At 64.7% G+C, this 16,552-nt stretch carries 22 protein-coding genes; 16 read left to right on the forward strand and 6 right to left on the reverse strand.

Annotated elements, in window-relative coordinates; translation table 11 throughout:
• Window positions 1-282 precede the first annotated feature (282 nt).
• The 6 genes from RAD15_RS42985 to RAD15_RS43010 all read left to right on the forward strand — a co-directional run bounded on the left by RAD15_RS42985 (window position 283) and on the right by RAD15_RS43010 (window position 4,993).
• Window positions 283-2,946: a bifunctional diguanylate cyclase/phosphodiesterase gene (locus RAD15_RS42985; RefSeq protein WP_458184721.1), complete on the forward strand. Its 2,664-nt coding sequence runs from the start codon at window positions 283-285 to the stop codon at window positions 2,944-2,946.
• A 136-nt stretch (window positions 2,947-3,082) separates the two neighbouring features.
• Window positions 3,083-3,253: an RNA polymerase sigma factor region1.1 domain-containing protein gene (locus RAD15_RS42990; RefSeq protein ID WP_458184722.1), complete on the forward strand. Its 171-nt coding sequence runs from the start codon at window positions 3,083-3,085 to the stop codon at window positions 3,251-3,253.
• 271 nt (window positions 3,254-3,524) lie between these two features.
• The gene (locus tag RAD15_RS42995) at window positions 3,525-3,863 is read left to right on the forward strand and encodes a hypothetical protein (RefSeq protein ID WP_458184741.1); all 339 of its coding nucleotides are present in this window, start codon (window positions 3,525-3,527) and stop codon (window positions 3,861-3,863) included.
• A 179-nt stretch (window positions 3,864-4,042) separates the two neighbouring features.
• Window positions 4,043-4,309, forward strand: coding sequence for a hypothetical protein (locus tag RAD15_RS43000; protein WP_458184723.1), 267 nt, complete (start codon window positions 4,043-4,045; stop codon window positions 4,307-4,309).
• Window positions 4,302-4,598: a hypothetical protein gene (locus RAD15_RS43005; RefSeq protein WP_458184724.1), complete on the forward strand. Its 297-nt coding sequence runs from the start codon at window positions 4,302-4,304 to the stop codon at window positions 4,596-4,598. The genes RAD15_RS43000 and RAD15_RS43005 overlap by 8 nt, the downstream gene beginning before the upstream one ends.
• A 116-nt stretch (window positions 4,599-4,714) precedes the next feature.
• Complete coding sequence (locus RAD15_RS43010; protein ID WP_458184725.1) at window positions 4,715-4,993, forward strand: DUF1488 domain-containing protein; 279 nt, start codon at window positions 4,715-4,717, stop codon at window positions 4,991-4,993.
• On the opposite strand, the gene rpsU is transcribed toward RAD15_RS43010, so the two are convergent.
• Window positions 4,983-5,264 carry a 30S ribosomal protein S21 gene (gene rpsU / locus RAD15_RS43015; protein ID WP_458184742.1) on the reverse strand — a complete coding sequence of 94 codons (282 nt, stop codon included), beginning with the start codon at window positions 5,262-5,264 and terminating at the stop codon, window positions 4,983-4,985. The two genes, RAD15_RS43010 and rpsU, sit on opposite strands and share 11 nt — an antisense overlap.
• A 437-nt stretch (window positions 5,265-5,701) precedes the next feature.
• Here rpsU and RAD15_RS43020 point away from each other — a divergent pair, with 437 nt between their 5' ends.
• From RAD15_RS43020 to RAD15_RS43030, 3 genes are all read left to right on the forward strand, one after another.
• A complete protein-coding gene (locus tag RAD15_RS43020; RefSeq protein WP_458184726.1) occupies window positions 5,702-5,911 on the forward strand; it encodes a cold-shock protein in 210 nt (69 codons plus the stop codon).
• A 97-nt stretch (window positions 5,912-6,008) separates the two neighbouring features.
• Window positions 6,009-6,251 carry a transcriptional regulator gene (locus RAD15_RS43025; RefSeq protein ID WP_458184727.1) on the forward strand — a complete coding sequence of 81 codons (243 nt, stop codon included), beginning with the start codon at window positions 6,009-6,011 and terminating at the stop codon, window positions 6,249-6,251.
• A gap of 50 nt (window positions 6,252-6,301) precedes the next feature.
• Window positions 6,302-6,523, forward strand: coding sequence for a hypothetical protein (locus RAD15_RS43030; RefSeq protein ID WP_458184728.1), 222 nt, complete (start codon window positions 6,302-6,304; stop codon window positions 6,521-6,523).
• A gap of 38 nt (window positions 6,524-6,561) precedes the next feature.
• Here RAD15_RS43030 and RAD15_RS43035 read toward each other — a convergent pair whose 3' ends face one another.
• The 4 genes from RAD15_RS43035 to RAD15_RS43050 form a co-directional block, all read right to left on the reverse strand.
• Window positions 6,562-6,804, reverse strand: coding sequence for a DUF6894 family protein (locus RAD15_RS43035; protein ID WP_458184729.1), 243 nt, complete (start codon window positions 6,802-6,804; stop codon window positions 6,562-6,564).
• A gap of 182 nt (window positions 6,805-6,986) precedes the next feature.
• Entirely contained in the window at window positions 6,987-7,316 is a 330-nt protein-coding gene (locus RAD15_RS43040) for a hypothetical protein (protein ID WP_458184730.1), read from the reverse strand.
• A 269-nt stretch (window positions 7,317-7,585) separates the two neighbouring features.
• Entirely contained in the window at window positions 7,586-7,708 is a 123-nt protein-coding gene (locus RAD15_RS43045; protein WP_458184731.1) for a hypothetical protein, read from the reverse strand.
• A gap of 93 nt (window positions 7,709-7,801) precedes the next feature.
• Window positions 7,802-7,978, reverse strand: a complete 177-nt coding sequence (locus RAD15_RS43050) for a hypothetical protein (protein ID WP_458184732.1) — start codon at window positions 7,976-7,978, stop codon at window positions 7,802-7,804.
• 106 nt (window positions 7,979-8,084) lie between these two features.
• Between RAD15_RS43050 and RAD15_RS43055 the strand changes: the two genes are divergently transcribed.
• The 4 genes from RAD15_RS43055 to RAD15_RS43070 all read left to right on the forward strand — a co-directional run bounded on the left by RAD15_RS43055 (window position 8,085) and on the right by RAD15_RS43070 (window position 10,849).
• A complete protein-coding gene (locus tag RAD15_RS43055; protein ID WP_458184733.1) occupies window positions 8,085-8,216 on the forward strand; it encodes a hypothetical protein in 132 nt (43 codons plus the stop codon).
• Between the two features lie 168 nt (window positions 8,217-8,384).
• Complete coding sequence (locus RAD15_RS43060) at window positions 8,385-9,500, forward strand: lactonase family protein (protein ID WP_458184734.1); 1,116 nt, start codon at window positions 8,385-8,387, stop codon at window positions 9,498-9,500.
• Window positions 9,501-9,572: 72 nt separating this feature from the next.
• Entirely contained in the window at window positions 9,573-9,743 is a 171-nt protein-coding gene (locus RAD15_RS43065) for a hypothetical protein (RefSeq protein WP_458184735.1), read from the forward strand.
• 215 nt (window positions 9,744-9,958) lie between these two features.
• Entirely contained in the window at window positions 9,959-10,849 is an 891-nt protein-coding gene (locus tag RAD15_RS43070; protein ID WP_458184736.1) for an efflux RND transporter periplasmic adaptor subunit, read from the forward strand.
• A gap of 133 nt (window positions 10,850-10,982) precedes the next feature.
• Here RAD15_RS43070 and RAD15_RS43075 read toward each other — a convergent pair whose 3' ends face one another.
• Window positions 10,983-11,831 (reverse strand): caspase family protein, encoded by an 849-nt coding sequence (locus RAD15_RS43075; RefSeq protein WP_458184737.1) that lies wholly within the window; start codon window positions 11,829-11,831, stop codon window positions 10,983-10,985.
• Between the two features lie 423 nt (window positions 11,832-12,254).
• On the opposite strand from RAD15_RS43075, the gene RAD15_RS43080 reads away from it, so the two are divergent.
• The 3 genes from RAD15_RS43080 to RAD15_RS43090 all read left to right on the forward strand — a co-directional run bounded on the left by RAD15_RS43080 (window position 12,255) and on the right by RAD15_RS43090 (window position 16,265).
• Window positions 12,255-13,985 carry a hypothetical protein gene (locus RAD15_RS43080; protein ID WP_458184738.1) on the forward strand — a complete coding sequence of 577 codons (1,731 nt, stop codon included), beginning with the start codon at window positions 12,255-12,257 and terminating at the stop codon, window positions 13,983-13,985.
• Window positions 13,986-14,252: 267 nt separating this feature from the next.
• Window positions 14,253-14,975: a thermonuclease family protein gene (locus RAD15_RS43085; RefSeq protein ID WP_458184739.1), complete on the forward strand. Its 723-nt coding sequence runs from the start codon at window positions 14,253-14,255 to the stop codon at window positions 14,973-14,975.
• A 102-nt stretch (window positions 14,976-15,077) separates the two neighbouring features.
• The gene (locus tag RAD15_RS43090; RefSeq protein WP_458184740.1) at window positions 15,078-16,265 is read left to right on the forward strand and encodes a pyridoxal-phosphate-dependent aminotransferase family protein; all 1,188 of its coding nucleotides are present in this window, start codon (window positions 15,078-15,080) and stop codon (window positions 16,263-16,265) included.
• Window positions 16,266-16,552: the final 287 nt, after the last annotated feature.

The raw sequence follows: 16,552 nt of genomic DNA on the forward strand, positions 1-16,552 counted from the left end.
ACTGTATTGTGGTGCGGCATGGCGCTGATCTCCATTCGTGTCCCGGAACGCTTGCAGACGTCCAGGATCGAGTAGAATCAACGCCATGCGCTCTGTCCAATAATTTTGAACCGGACAGCCGTGGGACGAGCCCGGCCATGACGCTGCGGAGGCTTTGGTGTGCCCAACAACTCCGCCATGGAACCAACCCTCTGATTTCGTTCCGATTCATATTTTCCTAACCTTCGCTGGTAACGGGGTCTTTTCGGTTTTGCTGCATCTTGCATCCCACGGGAGGGCTGGATGGGCACATCGATCCGATGGAACGCGCGCACGCGCGCGTTGCTTCGCCGTTGGCATGGCGCGCCGCTGACGTGGCTGATCGTCGGCGGCTTCGTGCTGATGGCCGCGACCGCCATCGGCACCGCGCTCACCGTCGACCGCTTCCGGCAGAACGCGATCGAGAGCGGCCGCGACAGCCTGGAAAATTCCGTCCGCCTGCTGGCCCGGCACTTCGACCGCGAGTTCGAGGATTTTGCGGTGCTCCAGAAGAGCATCATCGCCGAGCTGGAAAGCCATGGTATCGAATCCGCCGACGTCTTTCAAAGCGAGATGGGCACGCTGGCCGTGCATGAGGTGCTGCGCACCAAGGCCAGCGGCTGGACCGACGTCGCCGGCGCCAACGTGTTCGATTCCGAGGGCGTGCTGATCAACTCGTCGCGGCGCTGGCCGGTCGCCGACATCTCGGTGGCCGATCGCGGCTATTTCAGGCGCCTCAGGAACGATCCGGCCGCGCAGGAAGAGATCGAGGTCGTGCCCGGACGCTTCGGCACCGGACCGGCGATCGTGTTCGCACGGCGCGTCTCCGGCCCGCACGGCGAATTCCTCGGCATCGTCTCGCGCGCGATCGCGCCCGAGCAGCTCGAATCCTTCTTCGCCTCGAGCGGGCTCGGCGAGGAATCCTCGATCGCGATGCACCACCAGAACGGCCAGTTGCTCGCGCGCATTCCGCATGTCGACGCCATGATCGGGCAGAATTTTCGTCAGGGCACGCCGGAGCAGATGGCGGTGTTCGAGCGCACCTTCGTCACCACGCAGCTGGCAAGCCCGATCGACGGCAAGGACCGCATCGTCGCCTCGCGCCTGCTGGCCGGCGAACCGCTGGTCGTGGTCGCGACCAAATCGCTGGATGCGACGCTGGCCGTCTGGCGCACGCAGACGAAATTCTTCGTCACCGTCGCGGTGGTCTCGATCGGCCTCCTGGTCCTCACGCTGTTCCTGGTCTTCCGCCAGGTGACGAGCCGGCTCTCGGTGGAGAAGCAGCGGCTCGACACCGCGATGAACACCATGACGCAAGGGCTCCTGATGTTCGACCAGGACCAGCGGCTGATCGTGTGCAACCGCCGCTACATCGAGATGTATCACCTCTCCGCCGAGGTGGTGAAGCCCGGCGCCTATTTCCGCGACGTGATCCAGCATCGCCACGACACCGGATCGTTCGACGGCGACGTCGAGGCCTATTGCGACGACATCCTGAGCAATGCCGGACACACCCAGAGCACGATCATGGAGACCGCCGACGGCCGCCTGATCGAGATCAAGAACCATCCCGGCACCGCCGGCGGCTGGCTCGCGACCCACGACGACGTCACCGAGCGCATCCGCGCCGACGAGCGCATCGCGCATATGGCGCATTACGACGCGCTGACCGACCTGCCCAACCGCGTGCTGATGCGCGGCCATCTGGAGCGCCGCGTCGCGGAGCTTAGCCAGGGCAAGCCGTTCGCCATCCTCTATATCGACGTCGACGAGTTCAAGGGCGTCAACGATTCACTGGGACACGAGGTCGGCGACGAGCTGCTGCGCCAGGTGGCGATGCGCCTGCGCGCCTGCGTCAGCGGCAACGATCTCGTCGCGCGGCTCGGCGGCGACGAATTCGCCATCGTCAAGGCCGGCACAAGCGATCCGGCCGAGCTGACGGCACTCGCCGAGCAGATCCTGACGACGCTGCGCACGCCGGTGGACTGCAAGGGCCAGGAGATTCCGACCGATGCCAGCATCGGCATCGCGATCGCGCCCGACCATGGCGACAATCTCGACGATCTGCTCAAGCGCGCCGATCTGGCGATGTATGCGGCGAAGTCCGAAGGGCGCCGCACCTTCCGCATCTTCGCGCCCGAATACGACGCCAAGGCGCGGCTGCGTCGTCAGCTCGAGCTCGATCTGCGCCAGGCCCTCGCCCGCGGCGAGTTCGAGGTGCACTACCAGCCGCTGGTCGATCTCGCCGCCAATGTCGTCACCGGCTGCGAAGCGCTGCTGCGCTGGCGCCATCCCGAGCGCGGCATGGTCTCGCCCGCGGACTTCATTCCGGTCGCCGAGGACACCGGGCTGATCGGCGAGATCGGCGAATGGGTGCTGAAGCAGGCCTGCAACGAGGCCGCATCCTGGCCCGGCCAGATTCACATCGCGGTCAACGTCTCGCCGGTGCAGTTCCGCTCGCGGACGCTGGCGCTGAAAGTCGCGGCCGCACTCGCGGAGTCAGGACTCGCGCCCGGACGGCTCGAGCTCGAGATCACCGAGACCGTCCTCATCCGCGACGACGAGGAGGCGCTGACGATCCTGCAGCAGCTGCGCGAACTCGGCGTGCGCATCGCGCTCGACGATTTCGGCACCGGCTATTCGTCGCTGAGCTATCTGCACCGCTTCCCGTTCGACAAGATCAAGATCGACCGCAGCTTCATCAGCGACATCGGCGAGCCCGAGGATTCCTCGCCGATCGTGCAGGCCGTGGTGCACATGGCCGCCGCCCGCCACATGGCGACGACCGCGGAAGGCGTCGAGACCGAAGCCCAGCGCGAAGTGCTGCGCCAGCTCGGATGCAGCCAGATGCAGGGCTGGCTGTTCAGCCCGGCCGTACCGGCGGCGAAGCTGAAGCAGCTGTTGTCGGCGCAGGCGGCGGCGGCTTAATCGCCGCACCCCTTTTTTGTCGGATATCGGGCATGCCCCAAGGAGCGGACATCAGGGCCGCGCTTAAGCTCGTCTGCCTTGGAGCACCACCCCGACTCTCTCCACGTATAGTGAGGGCGACTCAACGGAGAGAAACATGAGCGCGCCGGAAATCATTCGACGAGCCATCGAAATCGGCGAACGGAACGGCAGGATGACCTTCGATGAATTGAATCAACTCTGTGACGGCGCTCTGCTGGACCCCAAGGACATCGAACGTATTCTCAACGCTGTGAGCGAGGCGGGAATCTTGCTTGAGGAAGACTGAACGTCGCTCTGGTCTAACGATGCAGCGAAAGGCAGACCCGCAGCCACGCTGATCTCCACGCCCGTCCTTTCCCCGCCCCCGAAAATTAGGATCAAACCTCGCAGCTCGCGGTTATCGCCCACTGAGCCGGCCGGGAACTTCCGACCGGCTGACGTCGGCCAACATTGCATCACGCGCATCGCAGGCGGCTTTCGTCTGCGTTCTCGTGTGCGCGTGCGAGACCGAGCGAGGCGACATGGCGATTACAGCATTGGCGATCGCAGCTTTCAGGATGATTCCACTGGTGGCGGCTATCGCCATGATCGGCCTCGCCGCGCAGGCCCGCGACGACGGCCGCTATGCAAACTCTCCGCTCAAGGGCTGGTTCGAGAGCCTGCACAGCAAGGGCGGCGGCCCCTGCTGTGCCGACGCCGACGGCACCGCGCTCGACGATGTCGACTGGGACACGCAGGACGGACATTATCGCGTGAGACTGCTGGGCGACTGGATCGTGGTGCCCGACGACACCGTGATCACCGAACCGAATCGCGCCGGCCGCACCATGGTCTGGCCCTATTACGTCAACGGCCGCGCCATGATCCGCTGCTTCATGCCCGGCAGCATGACCTGAGGTTTCGAAGAACTGCGCAGGGTGGGTAACCCGCCCCACGAACCTCGCGCGCTGCGGGATGCTACGCCGCGCGGAGGTCGCCGATGCGGCGAGGATAGCGCTGGCTATTGCCGCGGCAAACGCGCATGGTCGTGACAGCCGGCACCGGTTGGGGCTTCACTTGCGAAAGGCAGGCGTGCATGACCACCCGCTCGCGGCGAGAAACCGTCACCTTCAGGCATCCGTTCCGCATCCGCGGCATCGAGCGCGTCTTGCCGGCCGGTGCCTATGAGGTCGTCACTGACGAGGAGACGATCGACGGCCTGACCTTCCCAGCCTATCGCCGCGTTGCCACGATGATCACTGTGCCCGCCGAAGGCCCGTGCGGCGCCGTGGAGACGCTGTCGATCGGTTCGGTCGATCTTGCGAACGCGCAAGCCGCAGACGCGAGCATGGCCAATGACTGACCACACCGTCGATCTCGACAAGCACCGCGGCATGGCCGCGCAGAAGGCGACCGATCTGCGCCGCGCGCTTGCCGAGGTCGAGGCCAATGTCAGGAAGCTGCGCGAGCGCGAGGCCGATCTCGAAAACCGCATGATGACGGTGCCCGCTACGTCGTGGCCGGAGGCGGCGGTGAAGGCGCGCCACCTGCTCAACCTCTATGCTGCGAGCCTGCCCGCCGAGGATACGCGCCACCGCGCGCTGGTGGCGGCGTTGTTCGACGATTTCGCCCGGCTGTCGGGCGAGGACTGAGGCGCACGGCGGCCGCCTGCAGTCTCAACGCGCGCCAGGCCCGGCGCGACCGGGAATCGGGCGGCGATGATGTGAGGACGATCACGCCAGGACCCAACCACGTAACGGAGTAAGCCATGACATTAACCAGCGGCCGCTTTATCAGCCACGAATACGATCGGATGATCGTCCGGTTCTCGATGCATGACGGCGTGAAAGAGGTTCCTTGCGCCATCTCGACCTCGGCGATGGACTACCTCGAGCGCGGCCCGCAAGTCAGACCCGAGCAGCGCGAAGCCCAGTTCACTCGCCTGCGGGATCGCATCGAAGCCCGCGCGGCGAGCAAATATCGCGCGACGGAGTTCGAAGGCACACCGCCCGGCATCGTGCTGCGAGGCATCGACTTCAGGCTGTAGGGACCCGGGCTTTGACCTCCGGCAAGGGCGCCTTGCGCTCAAAAGGCTTCTTTTTCGGCGGCGCAGGCAGCAATCCTTCCCGGATCGCCTGCTTTCGCGCGAGCTTGCGGGCTCGGCGAACAGCTTCGGATTTCTCGCGAGTCTTTTTCTCCGAGGGCTTTTCGTAGGAGCGCCGCTGCTTCATTTCCCGGAAGACGCCCTCGCGCTGCATCTTCTTCTTGAGAACACGGAGTGCCTGCTCGATATTGTTGTCTCTGACGAGTACCTGCAATTTGATCCTCCTCGCTTGGGGCTGCAAATGCGACATGTCCTGCATGGCAGCCAATGCAGGAGCTTCATTGCGATTTTGAGGATAGCGCTGCGACATTGGTCGCCAGCTTCAGACAAGCCGATCCGCTCGTCACAGCGATGCAACTTGGTGACGTCGACGTGACCACTCCGGTGCAGCCCTGTCAATCGATAATGCCTTCGATCAGCTTGCCCGCACGTCGACAGAAGCCTTTCAATCGGAGAGCCAGAGCTGCCTGGCAGAAACAAACCGGCCTCCATCCTTGCAAAAACGTGAAGATGATGTATATTGAGTGTGTTCGATCAGCCGCTGTGCCTTGTTGATTGCGCCCGCGGGCTCCTTTTCCAAAGACATCGACGAAGTTGAAAATGCTCGCGTGATTATCGCGCGGCACGCGCTCGTGCGCTTTGGAGACGAAAATGACGACAGGTACCGTTAAGTGGTTCAACGGCCAAAAGGGCTTTGGATTTATTCAGCCGGACGACGGCAGCAATGATGTATTCGTTCACATCAGCGCCGTCGAACGTGCTGGTCTTGCGGGTCTCGGAGAGGGCCAAAAGGTCAATTTCGAGGTCAAGACCGACAAGATGCGAGGCAAAGTCAGCGCCGAGAATCTCTCGCTGGCTTGATATCGTGGCACCGTTTCACGGATGTACTGAAACGGGCTCTCTGCCCGCTCGATCCTCGGATTGAGCGGGTTTTGCCGGTTGCATAACGGAGTGACGCATGAGCGCCAGAAAATCGGCCGAGCTGTCACCCGAGAGCATCGCGCGTACCGATCGTAAGCGCCTCGCCGCCGAAGAGGGCGTGCGGGCACTCGCGGACGTCGAAAGGCAGGCCATCGACGTTCGCAAGAACATGGCGCGGCTTCGAGAGGTGCGCGAGGCCAAGGAAGCGGCTGACGCCGCCCTTCAAGCCGCGTTGCCAACACCCGCGGTCAAGAAGCGTTCAAGAAAAGCGGCGCCATAGCCGTCTTCAACGCCGCCGCCGAGATTTGAAGGGCCGCCCCATGCCGAAGAGTGCAGGTCGTGCCTAGAGCCAAGCCGGACGACGGAACCATCACCTTCTTTGTCGCGTTCGGCGCAAATCGACAGATGTGCCGGCTTGCGACGACATTCAACACGCAGAGGCAGGCCTTCAGCTACTTGCAGAAGCATCGAACCGAGTTCGAGCGTATGGCGCGGGCGCGCCTTGCTTCAGGGGAGCTCGAAGACGGGATTGTCGTGCTTTCGATGCTCTAGTCGGACCCATCAGGCCGGCATGAGCGCTTACGGCGATCTCAATTGATCGGTTCAGGTTTCTTGCAGACGAATGCGGCTCTCGAGACGGGGCCGCTCGCATCCCGAACTTCGATGGCCAGGCCGTCGCTGCTCGCGAACGGTTCGAGTTGGCTGGCAATGTCGGCAAGAGAAAGCGCCGCCTCGATCTCCGCGGCCCGTTGGCTGGTCAAGTCCACACCTTCTTCGTCGACGACGAACAACTCGCCATCCCAGATATCAAAGTAGAAATGCGACACCGACACCTAAGGCGTCGTGTCGGACTGGTTTCGTCGCTTGGCCTCCCTCGCCAACCGTTCAGCCTTCAGTCGCTCCCGATTTTCGTGAAAAGCCTGTTCTGCCTTTTGGTAGTCGGACGGCGCTTTCTTCGGGGTCTGCTTGAACAGATTGTTCGCCTCATGCTCTGCACGCGATTGGGAATGCGGTCTCATCGCTGCTCCTCCTCGTCTCCGGTGATCCGAAGTTGCCCGGTGTCGGCGGCGTCTTGTTGCTCGGCTTCTTCCCGGACCGGCTTACCTCGTTTGGGCCGGTCAACTCGCACGCGGTCGAACTCCTCGGGCCCATCGAGCAGATCCCGCTTGCGGATTGCCCGATCATCTGCCGTCGTCCTTGGGTCGCCCATGCCGTCGATCGTATCGCCGGCCATTTTGCGTGCGCGCTGCTCCTGCTGATCGTGATCGGCATGCACCGTAAGCCCCAGTTCGACCAGGCGGCTTATCGCCTCGGGCAAGTTGGGCTTGTCATTCTGACGAGCCATCCATGCCGTGATCGCTCTCAGCAGTGATTCCGAGGGTCGGAAGCCTGCGGCTCGAGCGAGGGTGGCGCTGTTTTCCGGTCTTCTCATCGGGCTCCATGCAGTTTGTAGACAGGATCCAGCGTGGCAGTTGGCCCCGGCAGAGGGGCGCAAGATCAACGGCTGATCTCCTGATGCGTTCCTGATTTGGTTCGCCATGCGCGTGCACACCGCCCGGCGCGTACGCGCCGGACGGGGCTGAGCTCCGGAGAGCCGGCCTCAGGCGCGCGGGCTCACTTCGCCTGCTTTGCCGCCCTGATCTCGGCGAACTCGGCGTCGGGATGGGTGACGATGGTGGTGAACATGATGCCGCTGATGATGAGCGACCAGGCGGTGTTCCAACAGATCCAAAACACGTGCCAGCCTCCGTTTCGACCTCAGCCCGCGGGATCGGGGTAACGGCAGGGCGCGGCTGTCGTTCCCGGTGCTATGACGGCGCAAGCGAGGCGCTACTTTTGTTTGGTCGGCGGCGGGGTGCGATCGGTTTGGCCGGTGTGGCGCTTTGCCACGACGTCCTCATCGCGCCGCCCTTCGCGGGGGCGCTGCGGCAGCCTGGGCTGGCCGGCCTGACCGCCATGCTTGCCGCCCATGTCGGGCTTGCCTTCGAGGTCGTTTTCACGGGGCATGCCGGGTCAATGCGCTCGCGCGGCATTGGTTCGTCACGGCATTGCGCTGTTTTCGCCTGTGAACGAGTTCATAGGATTGCCGCGGTTTGCAGTGCACGATCGCAGGATGCGGAAACGACTCGTCACCTGGACAATCCTGACCTGCGCGCTGCTTGCGGTCGCGGTGTGGACCGTGCTCGGGCCGCCCGACCGCCCGCCCGGGCCGCATCTGCCCTCCCGCACGGCGGCGGTGCGATAGAATCTTGTTTTGACGCGCTTTCTCGACGCGAACCGGCCTCCGCTTCGCCTTGCAACCGATACAATTTCGGCATCGATCAATCCCCATTGGAATTTGGTGCGATGGGGCGGCTGCGGCTATCCTCGCCGGCAAAACGAAAATGCCCGCAGGGCCTTTGAGGAGGAATCCATGTCGAGATCGATAAGCCGCAGCGCGCCACGGACTGCCATCGCCACCACCCTCACCTTCCTCGCCCTCATTTCAGGAGTCCGCGCCGGCATGGCCGAGACCTTCGCCTATGTCGGCAACGCCGACAGCAACGACGTCAGCGTGTTCAAGCTGGACGAGAACGGCGGGATGACGCCCGTGCAGACCGCCGCCTTCCCGGGCGCCGAAAAGCCCGGCTCCTCGACCCCGCTCGCGATCACGCCCGACCACCGCGTGCTGATTGCCGGCATCCGCTCACAGCCGTTCCAGGCAGTGAGCTTTGCGATCGATCCCAAGACGGGCCAGCTCAGCCATATCGGCAACGGCCCGCTCGCCGACAGCATGGCCAATATCGCCGTCGACCGCAGCGGCAAATTCCTGTTCAGCGCCTCCTATGGCGGCAACAAGGTCGCGCTGAATCCGCTTCTCGCAAACGGCGTCGTCGGCGAGCCGAAGCAGGTGATCCCGACCGGGCTGAACGCGCACGCCTTCCTGCCGTCGCCCGACAACCGCTTCGTGTTCACGACCAATCTCGGCTCCGACCAGGTGCTGGGCTTCGCGTTCGATGCCACAGCCGGCACGCTGACGCCGAGCGATCCCCCGGCCCACAAGGTGCCGGAGAAATCAGGGCCGCGGCACTTCGTTTTCCACCCCAACGGCAAGTTCGTCTATCTCGTCCACGAGCTGAACGGCGACGTCGCCGCGTTCAGCTACGAAGCCAAAAGTGGCGCATGGACCGAGATCCAGCGCACCACCGCGCTGCCGGAAGGGTTTTCCGGAAAGCCCTGGGCGGCCGACATCCACATCACCCCGGACGGCCGCTTCCTCTACGCCTCCGAGCGCACAACCAACACGCTCACCGCCTACAAGGTCGATGCGGCCAGCGGCAAGCTGACCACGGTCGGCAGCGTGCCGACCGAAAAGCAGCCGCGCGGCTTCCACATCGATCCCTCCGGCCGCTACCTCGCCGCGGTCGGTGAGCTCTCGGACAGCATGACGGTCTATGCCATCGACCAGGGCAGCGGCGCGCTCGGCAAGCTCAAACCCTACCCCACCGGCAAGAAGCCGAACTGGGTGGAGTTCCTGAGCCTGCCGTGACGGGCAACCGCGGCGGGCCTACGTAATAATCCGTAATTTCGCAAAACCCGCCTTGGCTTCATATCATGGGGCATGGACCGTCAGATCGTCTTCAAGTGCCCCCAGACCGGCATGAACGTGCAGTACCGGCTCGGCGACGAGCCGGCTGATCGCACGCACATTTCCGTGCCCTGTCCGGCCTGCACGCGCCTGCATCTGATCGATCGTTCGACCGGCAAGCTGCCCGGGGGCCTTCGGAGCTGAGCTGTTTTCCCGCTGCGACCTGCGCCGTGACGTCGTCATGGCGTGAGGCACCCACATCCGGCGGGCAGCGAACCTGATGCCCAATCCCGCGACTAATCAAGAACTTGCCGCACCAGCCCACGGTGGGCGACCATCCCGCTCCGGGACAACGCTGCCATGGTCCGGGCGGCTGCCATCTGCTATCGATTGGAGGCATAGCCCCCGTGGAATTTCCAATGCGTCATTTGTCCCGTGCCGTCGTTCGAAGCCTGGGTCCCGCAGCCATCGCCGGAGTGCTCGTCTTCGGCCCCTGTCCGGCCGGAGCCGCCGATGACGACGCCCCCAAGGGGCCGGCGGTCACGGTGCTGAAGGTCGCAAAATCCTGCTTCTCCGACATCGTCGAGGCCACCGGCACGATCATCGCCCGCGAGGAGACGTCGGTGCGGCCGGAGCGTCCGGGCCTGAAGGTCACGGAAGTGCTGGCGGAAGCCGGCGACACCGCCACCGCCGGCCAGGTGCTGGCACGGCTGGCGCTGCCCGAGGGCGGCACGCTTCAGGTCACCGCGCCGGTGGCGGGCGTGATCGCGACCTCGACCGCGCAGGTCGGCAATCTCGCCTCAGCCAAGGGCGAGGCGCTGTTCACGATCGTGGCGCGCAGCGAATATGATCTCGTCGGCCTGGTCGCGACCACCGACATCCGCAAGCTCGCGGTCAATCAGCCGGCGACCGTGCGTATCGCAGGCAGCGGCGACATCGACGGCAAGGTGCGCCGTATCGGCCCGACCGTCGAGCCGAACATCCAGCAGGGCATGGTCTATATCGGCATCAACTCGCAGAAGCGCCTGCTGCTGAAGGCGAGCGGACGGGCACTGATCAAGACCGGCCAGAGCTGCAACGTCGCGGTGCCCTTGACCGCTGTGCAATATTCCTCCGCCGGCACCGTGGTGCAGGTGATCCGCCGCAACCGCGTCGAGACCAAGCGCGTCGAGATCGGGTTGATGTCGGGCGGCAATATCGAGGTCCGCGACGGCCTCAACGAAGGCGATGTCGTCGTCGCACGCGCCGGCGCGCTGCTCCGCGAAGGCGATCCGGTGCGCCCGGTGATGGCTGCGGAAGCGGCGAAGTAGCAGCCACGATCGTGCGCCACGCACGCATGCCGTAGGGTGGGCAAAGCGGAAGCGTGCCCACGTCTTCTATCGAAATCTTGGAAAGAAGGTGGGCACGGCGCGTTGCGCCTTTGCCCACGATAGCTGCGAAGAACTAGCCGCCTGCTTCGCCGAAGTGAACTTCTTCGAGCAGCGAGGACGAGACGGTCGGGACCTGGTCGCCTTCGGAGGCGCGGGAGATGGCGACGCGGGTCTTGTTGAAGACGCTTTCGGCGCTGCCCTGCGCATTCAGATTGTTGAGGAACTCGCTGACCAGCACGCTGTGCTCGCCCTTGCCGTCGTCGACGACCTTGCCGGGGGACGCGGAGGAGAGGATCAGCGCATTGTCGGGCGCGCTGATCGGCGCGAGGCCGTGGCTGTAGGAGCGGAAGCGGCGCTCATAGGGATTACGACGGGAGGCGTCGACGACGGCGAGCTTGGCCTTGGCGCCCTGCTCCTTCATCATGTCGAGCACACCCTCGATGGAGACGCCCTGGCGGCGGACGTCGCTTTCCTTCCAGATCACGGCATCGACCGGCAGCATGTAGCTCTCGCGGCCGGCCTGCACGCCGTAGCCGCCGAAGAACAGCATGACGACGGTGTCGCGCTTGATCCGGGACTTCAGGCGGTTGACGGCGCGGACCATGTCGTCCTTGGTCGCGTCTTCCACCATGTCGACGTCAAAGCCGTTCTTGCGCAGCGCCGAGGACAGCGCGCGGGCGTCGTTGATCGACTGCGTCAGCGGCGCGCTGGCGTCGGGATAATGTCCATTGCCGATGATGAGGGCCAGACGCGAGGCATGGCCGATCGAGCCCGTGACCTGATCGGTCGAGACGGCCTTGGCGGCGTCGATCGCACGCATGTTGAGGGCAGCATGGGCACCGATCACGAGCGAGACCGTGCCGACGAGGGCTGCGGCGACTGCGATCGTGCGTCGGGAAATGTCGAGCTGCCTTACATTCATCTCGCTTCATTCCTGTCAGTGCCAAAGACCAGCCAAGCGCGCGCACACTGTTTGAGTAGCGCGATAGCGTCTTTAGGTTTGAGGGATTGGCCGGGGATGTGCCCCCGAATTGCGCGCAATTTGCGGCGCCGCACCAAACAAACCCTTAACCGGATATCGCCTCCCCGGCAATAGATCGCCCAAAATTTGAACTAAGTCACTGAATGTATTGGTTAATTCTCAGAGCCAGATTTCTGCTTTTTTCGCTCTCCTTGGGGTTCCGGGGCTTCACCATGCAGGCTTCATGCCTGATATTTCCGTGACCTCCATCACATTTGTTTTTCCCGCGAATCCGGGTAGCTTTTTCAAAGACTTGCAGGGGATGGTGTGCAGATGGGAGCGCTCCGGCCGACCCCCGACCAAGGCCCCGCGACCAGGTATTTCATGAGCTTTCATTATTTTGCCGGCGCCGCCTGCCGGGCGCTGACGGCGCCGAAGGACGGCCCCTCGCTTTACGACGTCTGCGATCCCGTCTTGTCGGGTCCGGCCAGCGGCGATCCGCATCTGGCCAAATTCTACAAGACCGCGCTCGGCAATCCCGCACTGCGCCTGCTGCTCCGCCGCGCCGGGCTGCCCGAGCTGCGCGACGAGGCCACGCTGACCCGGTTGCGCGGGGCGCTGGCGCGCGCCCGCGACGAGGCCGAGCCCGATTGGGCCGCGGTCGGCCAGCCCGTCGCCGACCTCGTCGACAGCATCGCGCTCGACCATCCGAGGCCGCCGCCGGCGATGTTCACCAGTACGATGCCGCAGGCGTCACAGATCGACGGCGTGATCCGCGACTGCGCGCAGCATCTCCTGCGCTCGTACCGCCGGAACGGATTTCTGCCGACCTATGCCGCCTTCAACCTGATCGGCGATCCCGATGTCCGTGGCCGTGAGCTGATCATGGCTCTCACCGGGTTGAACGCGCGCGGCTACAAGAACTCCTCGCTGCTGTTCAACCTCGCCCGCGTCTTCATCGCGCGCTCGCCGGCAGCGGCCGTGGTCAATCCGCCCTGGACCGGCATCGCCGAGCCGATGTGGGAGCCGATGCAGATCCGCCACCGCTCGGCCTATTACGATGCGTTCTTCATCGAGGCGCTGCTGAGCTATGTCGAGACCGGGCTGGCCACGCCGGCCGACAAGATTGCGGCCGAGCGCGCCATCGCCGACATGGTCGATTTCTGCGTCAACATCAGCCGCGAAGAGGTCGAGGGCATCGACGGGGCGCGGTTCAATGTCATCACCGCGCTCGCGCCATCGCCGCATCCGCGCTTTTCCCGCTATTTCGCGCAGATCAAGCAGGACCTCGGTTTCGGCGTCTACGTGCCGGATTGCGACACCACGGCCTGCTCGATCTCCGCCGCGACGCAGGCCGGCTGCACCGATGAGATCATCGACCAGCCGCTGCTGGATTTCTATGCCGGCTACCAGGTGCGCGCCGGCGTCAACGAGCCGCGCGTGACCGTGCCGCTCAACGACACGATCGACTATGAGGGCGGCGTTGCGACCTGGATCGACAATCTCAGGGGCGAGCGGCCCTACGGCAACGATCTCGACCCGACGCTCAATCTCGACATTCTCGAGGTGAGCTTCCGCAACCTCGCGCGCTGGAAGATTCTCGAAACGCCGGCGCGGCTCGCCACCGTGCATCGCATCATCGGCTTCCAGAAGCGGCTGGCGGCGAGCGGCGCCTTCGCCAACCCGCGCTCGCACATCTATTATCTGCCGGAACTCTACAGTGCCTATTTCGGCCGTTGTTACGCAGCGTTCCTGGCGCTGCCGCTGGCGGCGCAGGCCGTGATCGATCCCGACGGCGATTTCGATTTCATCCGCCACCGCGTGCTCTCCTACGTCAAGGGCGAGCTGATGGCCGCCGAGATGAACGTGTTCGACGCGGCGCTGGCCCTGATCGCGCTCGGCCATCTCGGCGCCGATCCGCGCGCCTTCGCGCCCGCGCTGAACGTGATCGTCGCGGGGCTCGGCGAAGGCGGCCGTCGCGGACCGTTCCGCGCCTATGAGTGGAACAAGATGAAGACGCCGACGCGGATCCTGGTCGGCGGTCCCGAGGTGACGTCGGCGTTCGTGCTGATGGGGCTGGCGGTGGCGAAAAGGGCGATGGCGGGGCGAGGGTGAGGCCCGGATCTCGTGCCCCGGACGCAGAGCAGCGCTTCTTCAGCGGTGCGCTGCAGAGCCGGGGCCCATGCCAAGACCGGCGCTCGCAACTTTCTGGGTCCCGGCTCTGCGGAGCGGCGTTGCACGCCGCACCGCGTCCGGGACACGAGAAGGCCACCACAATGACGGGAAGTTGAAAGCTCAATCGTTAGGCATACGCTGGCCGAGCGGACAAAAGCCGACCACAATTGCGGGGTCTATCGAAATTTTCATCACACGCGGACCGGCATGTTGCGAAAATTCCTGATTGCGCTGTCTTTGCTCGCCCCGTCGCTCGCCCAGGCCGCCGACATCACCGGCACGGCAAAAGTCCGCGACGGTGATTCCGTCGTGATCGGCAACACGCGGATCCGGCTCGGCGGCATCGACGCGCCGTCGTCCGACCAGCTCTGCCTCAACACCAAGGGCGAGCGCTGGACCTGCGGCGTCGCCGCGCGCGACGAGCTTGCCAAATACACCGAGGGCAAGAATTGGCTCTGCCGCACCCGTGCCATCGACCGGCGCGGCCGCACCGTGGCACGCTGCGAGGTCGGCGGCGAGGACATCCAGAAATGGCTGGTGCGCAGCGGCTGGGCGCTGTCCTACACCCGCGTGTCCCACGACTACGACGCCGACGAGGCTGCCGCGCGGGAGGCCAAAGCCGGCATGTGGCAGGGCGCCTTCATAGCGCCCTGGGAGTGGCGCGTCCGCAACAAGAAGACCGCCATCCTGGGCGCCACCAAGCCGCCCGACGGGGCCCATGCGGTGCTGCTCGCCTCGGCCTCCGGGCCGGTCGCGCCATCACCGGACTGCACCATCAAGGGCAATGTCAACACCGCCGGCGAATGCATCTATCACCAGCCCACCAGCCGCTGGTACACCCAGATCAAGATGAAGATCAGCAAGGGCACCCGCTGGTTCTGCTCGGTGGAGGAGGCGGAAGCCGCCGGCTGTCGGGAGACCAAACGATAACCCAGACCTGCATTTTGCGCGCTTTTCTAAGCCCCTCGCGCCGCGTAAAACTGTGACCAGGCAACCCACCAGCATGTTCTCAAGCAACAAGGATCAATAGCAATGACCGTTCGCGCGGGCCGGGAATTTCTGGCCATCCCCGGGCCCACCACGATGCCCGACGAGGTGCTGCGGGCGATGCACCGTCCGGCGATCGACATCTACTCCAAACAGATGACCGATCTGACCGAGAGCCTGCTCGCGGACATCTCGAAGCTGTTTGCGACCAAGGGCAAGTCCTACATCTACATCGCCAACGGCCACGGCGCCTGGGAAGCGGCGCTCAGCAACGTGCTGTCGCGCGGCGACAAGGTGCTGGTGCTCGAGAGCGGCCGCTTCGCGATCGGCTGGGGCAATGCGGCGGCGCTGATGGGCGCCGAGGTCGAGGTGCTCAAGGGCGACTGGCGCCGCGCGGTGCGGCCGCACGAGGTCGAGGAGCGCCTGCGCCGCGACAAGGAGCACACCATCAAGGCCGTCGTCGTCGTCCAGGTCGACACCGCCTCGGGCGTACAGAACGATATCGAGGCGATCGGCAAGGCGATCAAGGCGAGCGGCCATCCCGCGCTGTACATGGTCGACACCGTCGCCTCGCTCGGCTGCATGCCGTACGAGATGGACAAATGGGGCGTCGACGTCACGATGTCCGGCTCGCAGAAGGGCCTGATGACGCCGCCCGGCCTCGGTTTCGTCGCGGCGAATGCGCGCGCGCTCGAGGTGCACAAGAAGGCCAACATGGCGACGCCCTATTGGAGCTGGAGCGAGCGCGAGGGCACCGAGCACTATCGCAAATATGCCGGCACCGCGCCGGTGCATCTGTTGTTCGCTCTGCGCCAGGCGATCGACCTGCTGCACGAGGAAGGGCTTGAAAACGCCTTCCGTCGCCACAGCCTGCTCGGCGAAGCCGCGCGGCGCGCGGTCGGTGCATGGGCCGAAGGCCAGGTGCTCGGCTTCAACGTGGCCGAGGCCAACGAACGTTCCAACACCGTGACCACGGTGACCATGAGCAACGGCCACGATCCCGCAGTGCTGCAACGCTATTGCAAGGAGAAGTGCGGCGTCGTGCTCGGCACCGGCATCGGCGACCTCTCGGGACAAGCCTTCCGTATCGCCCATATGGGCCACGTCAACGCGCCGATGCTGCTCGGCACGCTTGGCGTGATCGAGATCGGCCTGAACGCGCTGAAGATCCCGCACGGCAAGGGCGGGCTGGAAGCGGCGGTCGCGTATCTCGGCGAAGAGGTGGCGGCTTAAACGCCAGCCTCGCCGTTCTTCCCTTCTCCCCTTGTGGGAGAAGGTGGCACGAAGCGCCGGACGAGGGGTTGTCTCCGCGCACTCAGATGAGCGTTGGATTCGCGGAGAGATACCCCTCACCCGTCTCGCCGCTGCGCGGCGAGCCACCCTCTCCCACAAGGGGCCTGTTGCGCTACTGCCTTTTGAGGCAGGAGACGAGAGAGAGAGGGCACTGTTGGCGCCAATTGTCAGGGCGAGACTGTAGTTGGTGCCCTCTCCGGGCGTCTCACGCGGCGATTGCGGCCCAC

Source organism: Bradyrhizobium sp. 14AA, from assembly GCF_054185205.1.

Coding starts and splice junctions, on each gene's coding strand:
- RAD15_RS43010 (WP_458184725.1), top strand. CDS start 4,715: ATGACATTAACCAGCGGCCGCTTTATCAGCCACGAATACGATCGGATG.
- RAD15_RS43055 (WP_458184733.1), top strand. CDS start 8,085: ATGCGGAAACGACTCGTCACCTGGACAATCCTGACCTGCGCGCTGCTT.
- RAD15_RS43005 (WP_458184724.1), top strand. CDS start 4,302: ATGACTGACCACACCGTCGATCTCGACAAGCACCGCGGCATGGCCGCG.
- RAD15_RS43040 (WP_458184730.1), bottom strand. CDS start 7,316: ATGGCTCGTCAGAATGACAAGCCCAACTTGCCCGAGGCGATAAGCCGC.
- RAD15_RS43090 (WP_458184740.1), top strand. CDS start 15,078: ATGACCGTTCGCGCGGGCCGGGAATTTCTGGCCATCCCCGGGCCCACC.
- RAD15_RS43070 (WP_458184736.1), top strand. CDS start 9,959: ATGCGTCATTTGTCCCGTGCCGTCGTTCGAAGCCTGGGTCCCGCAGCC.
- RAD15_RS43065 (WP_458184735.1), top strand. CDS start 9,573: ATGGACCGTCAGATCGTCTTCAAGTGCCCCCAGACCGGCATGAACGTG.
- RAD15_RS43020 (WP_458184726.1), top strand. CDS start 5,702: ATGACGACAGGTACCGTTAAGTGGTTCAACGGCCAAAAGGGCTTTGGA.
- RAD15_RS42995 (WP_458184741.1), top strand. CDS start 3,525: ATGATTCCACTGGTGGCGGCTATCGCCATGATCGGCCTCGCCGCGCAG.
- RAD15_RS42990 (WP_458184722.1), top strand. CDS start 3,083: ATGAGCGCGCCGGAAATCATTCGACGAGCCATCGAAATCGGCGAACGG.
- RAD15_RS42985 (WP_458184721.1), top strand. CDS start 283: ATGGGCACATCGATCCGATGGAACGCGCGCACGCGCGCGTTGCTTCGC.
- RAD15_RS43025 (WP_458184727.1), top strand. CDS start 6,009: ATGAGCGCCAGAAAATCGGCCGAGCTGTCACCCGAGAGCATCGCGCGT.
- RAD15_RS43085 (WP_458184739.1), top strand. CDS start 14,253: ATGTTGCGAAAATTCCTGATTGCGCTGTCTTTGCTCGCCCCGTCGCTC.
- RAD15_RS43060 (WP_458184734.1), top strand. CDS start 8,385: ATGTCGAGATCGATAAGCCGCAGCGCGCCACGGACTGCCATCGCCACC.
- RAD15_RS43075 (WP_458184737.1), bottom strand. CDS start 11,831: ATGAATGTAAGGCAGCTCGACATTTCCCGACGCACGATCGCAGTCGCC.
- RAD15_RS43080 (WP_458184738.1), top strand. CDS start 12,255: ATGAGCTTTCATTATTTTGCCGGCGCCGCCTGCCGGGCGCTGACGGCG.
- RAD15_RS43050 (WP_458184732.1), bottom strand. CDS start 7,978: ATGCCCCGTGAAAACGACCTCGAAGGCAAGCCCGACATGGGCGGCAAG.
- RAD15_RS43000 (WP_458184723.1), top strand. CDS start 4,043: ATGACCACCCGCTCGCGGCGAGAAACCGTCACCTTCAGGCATCCGTTC.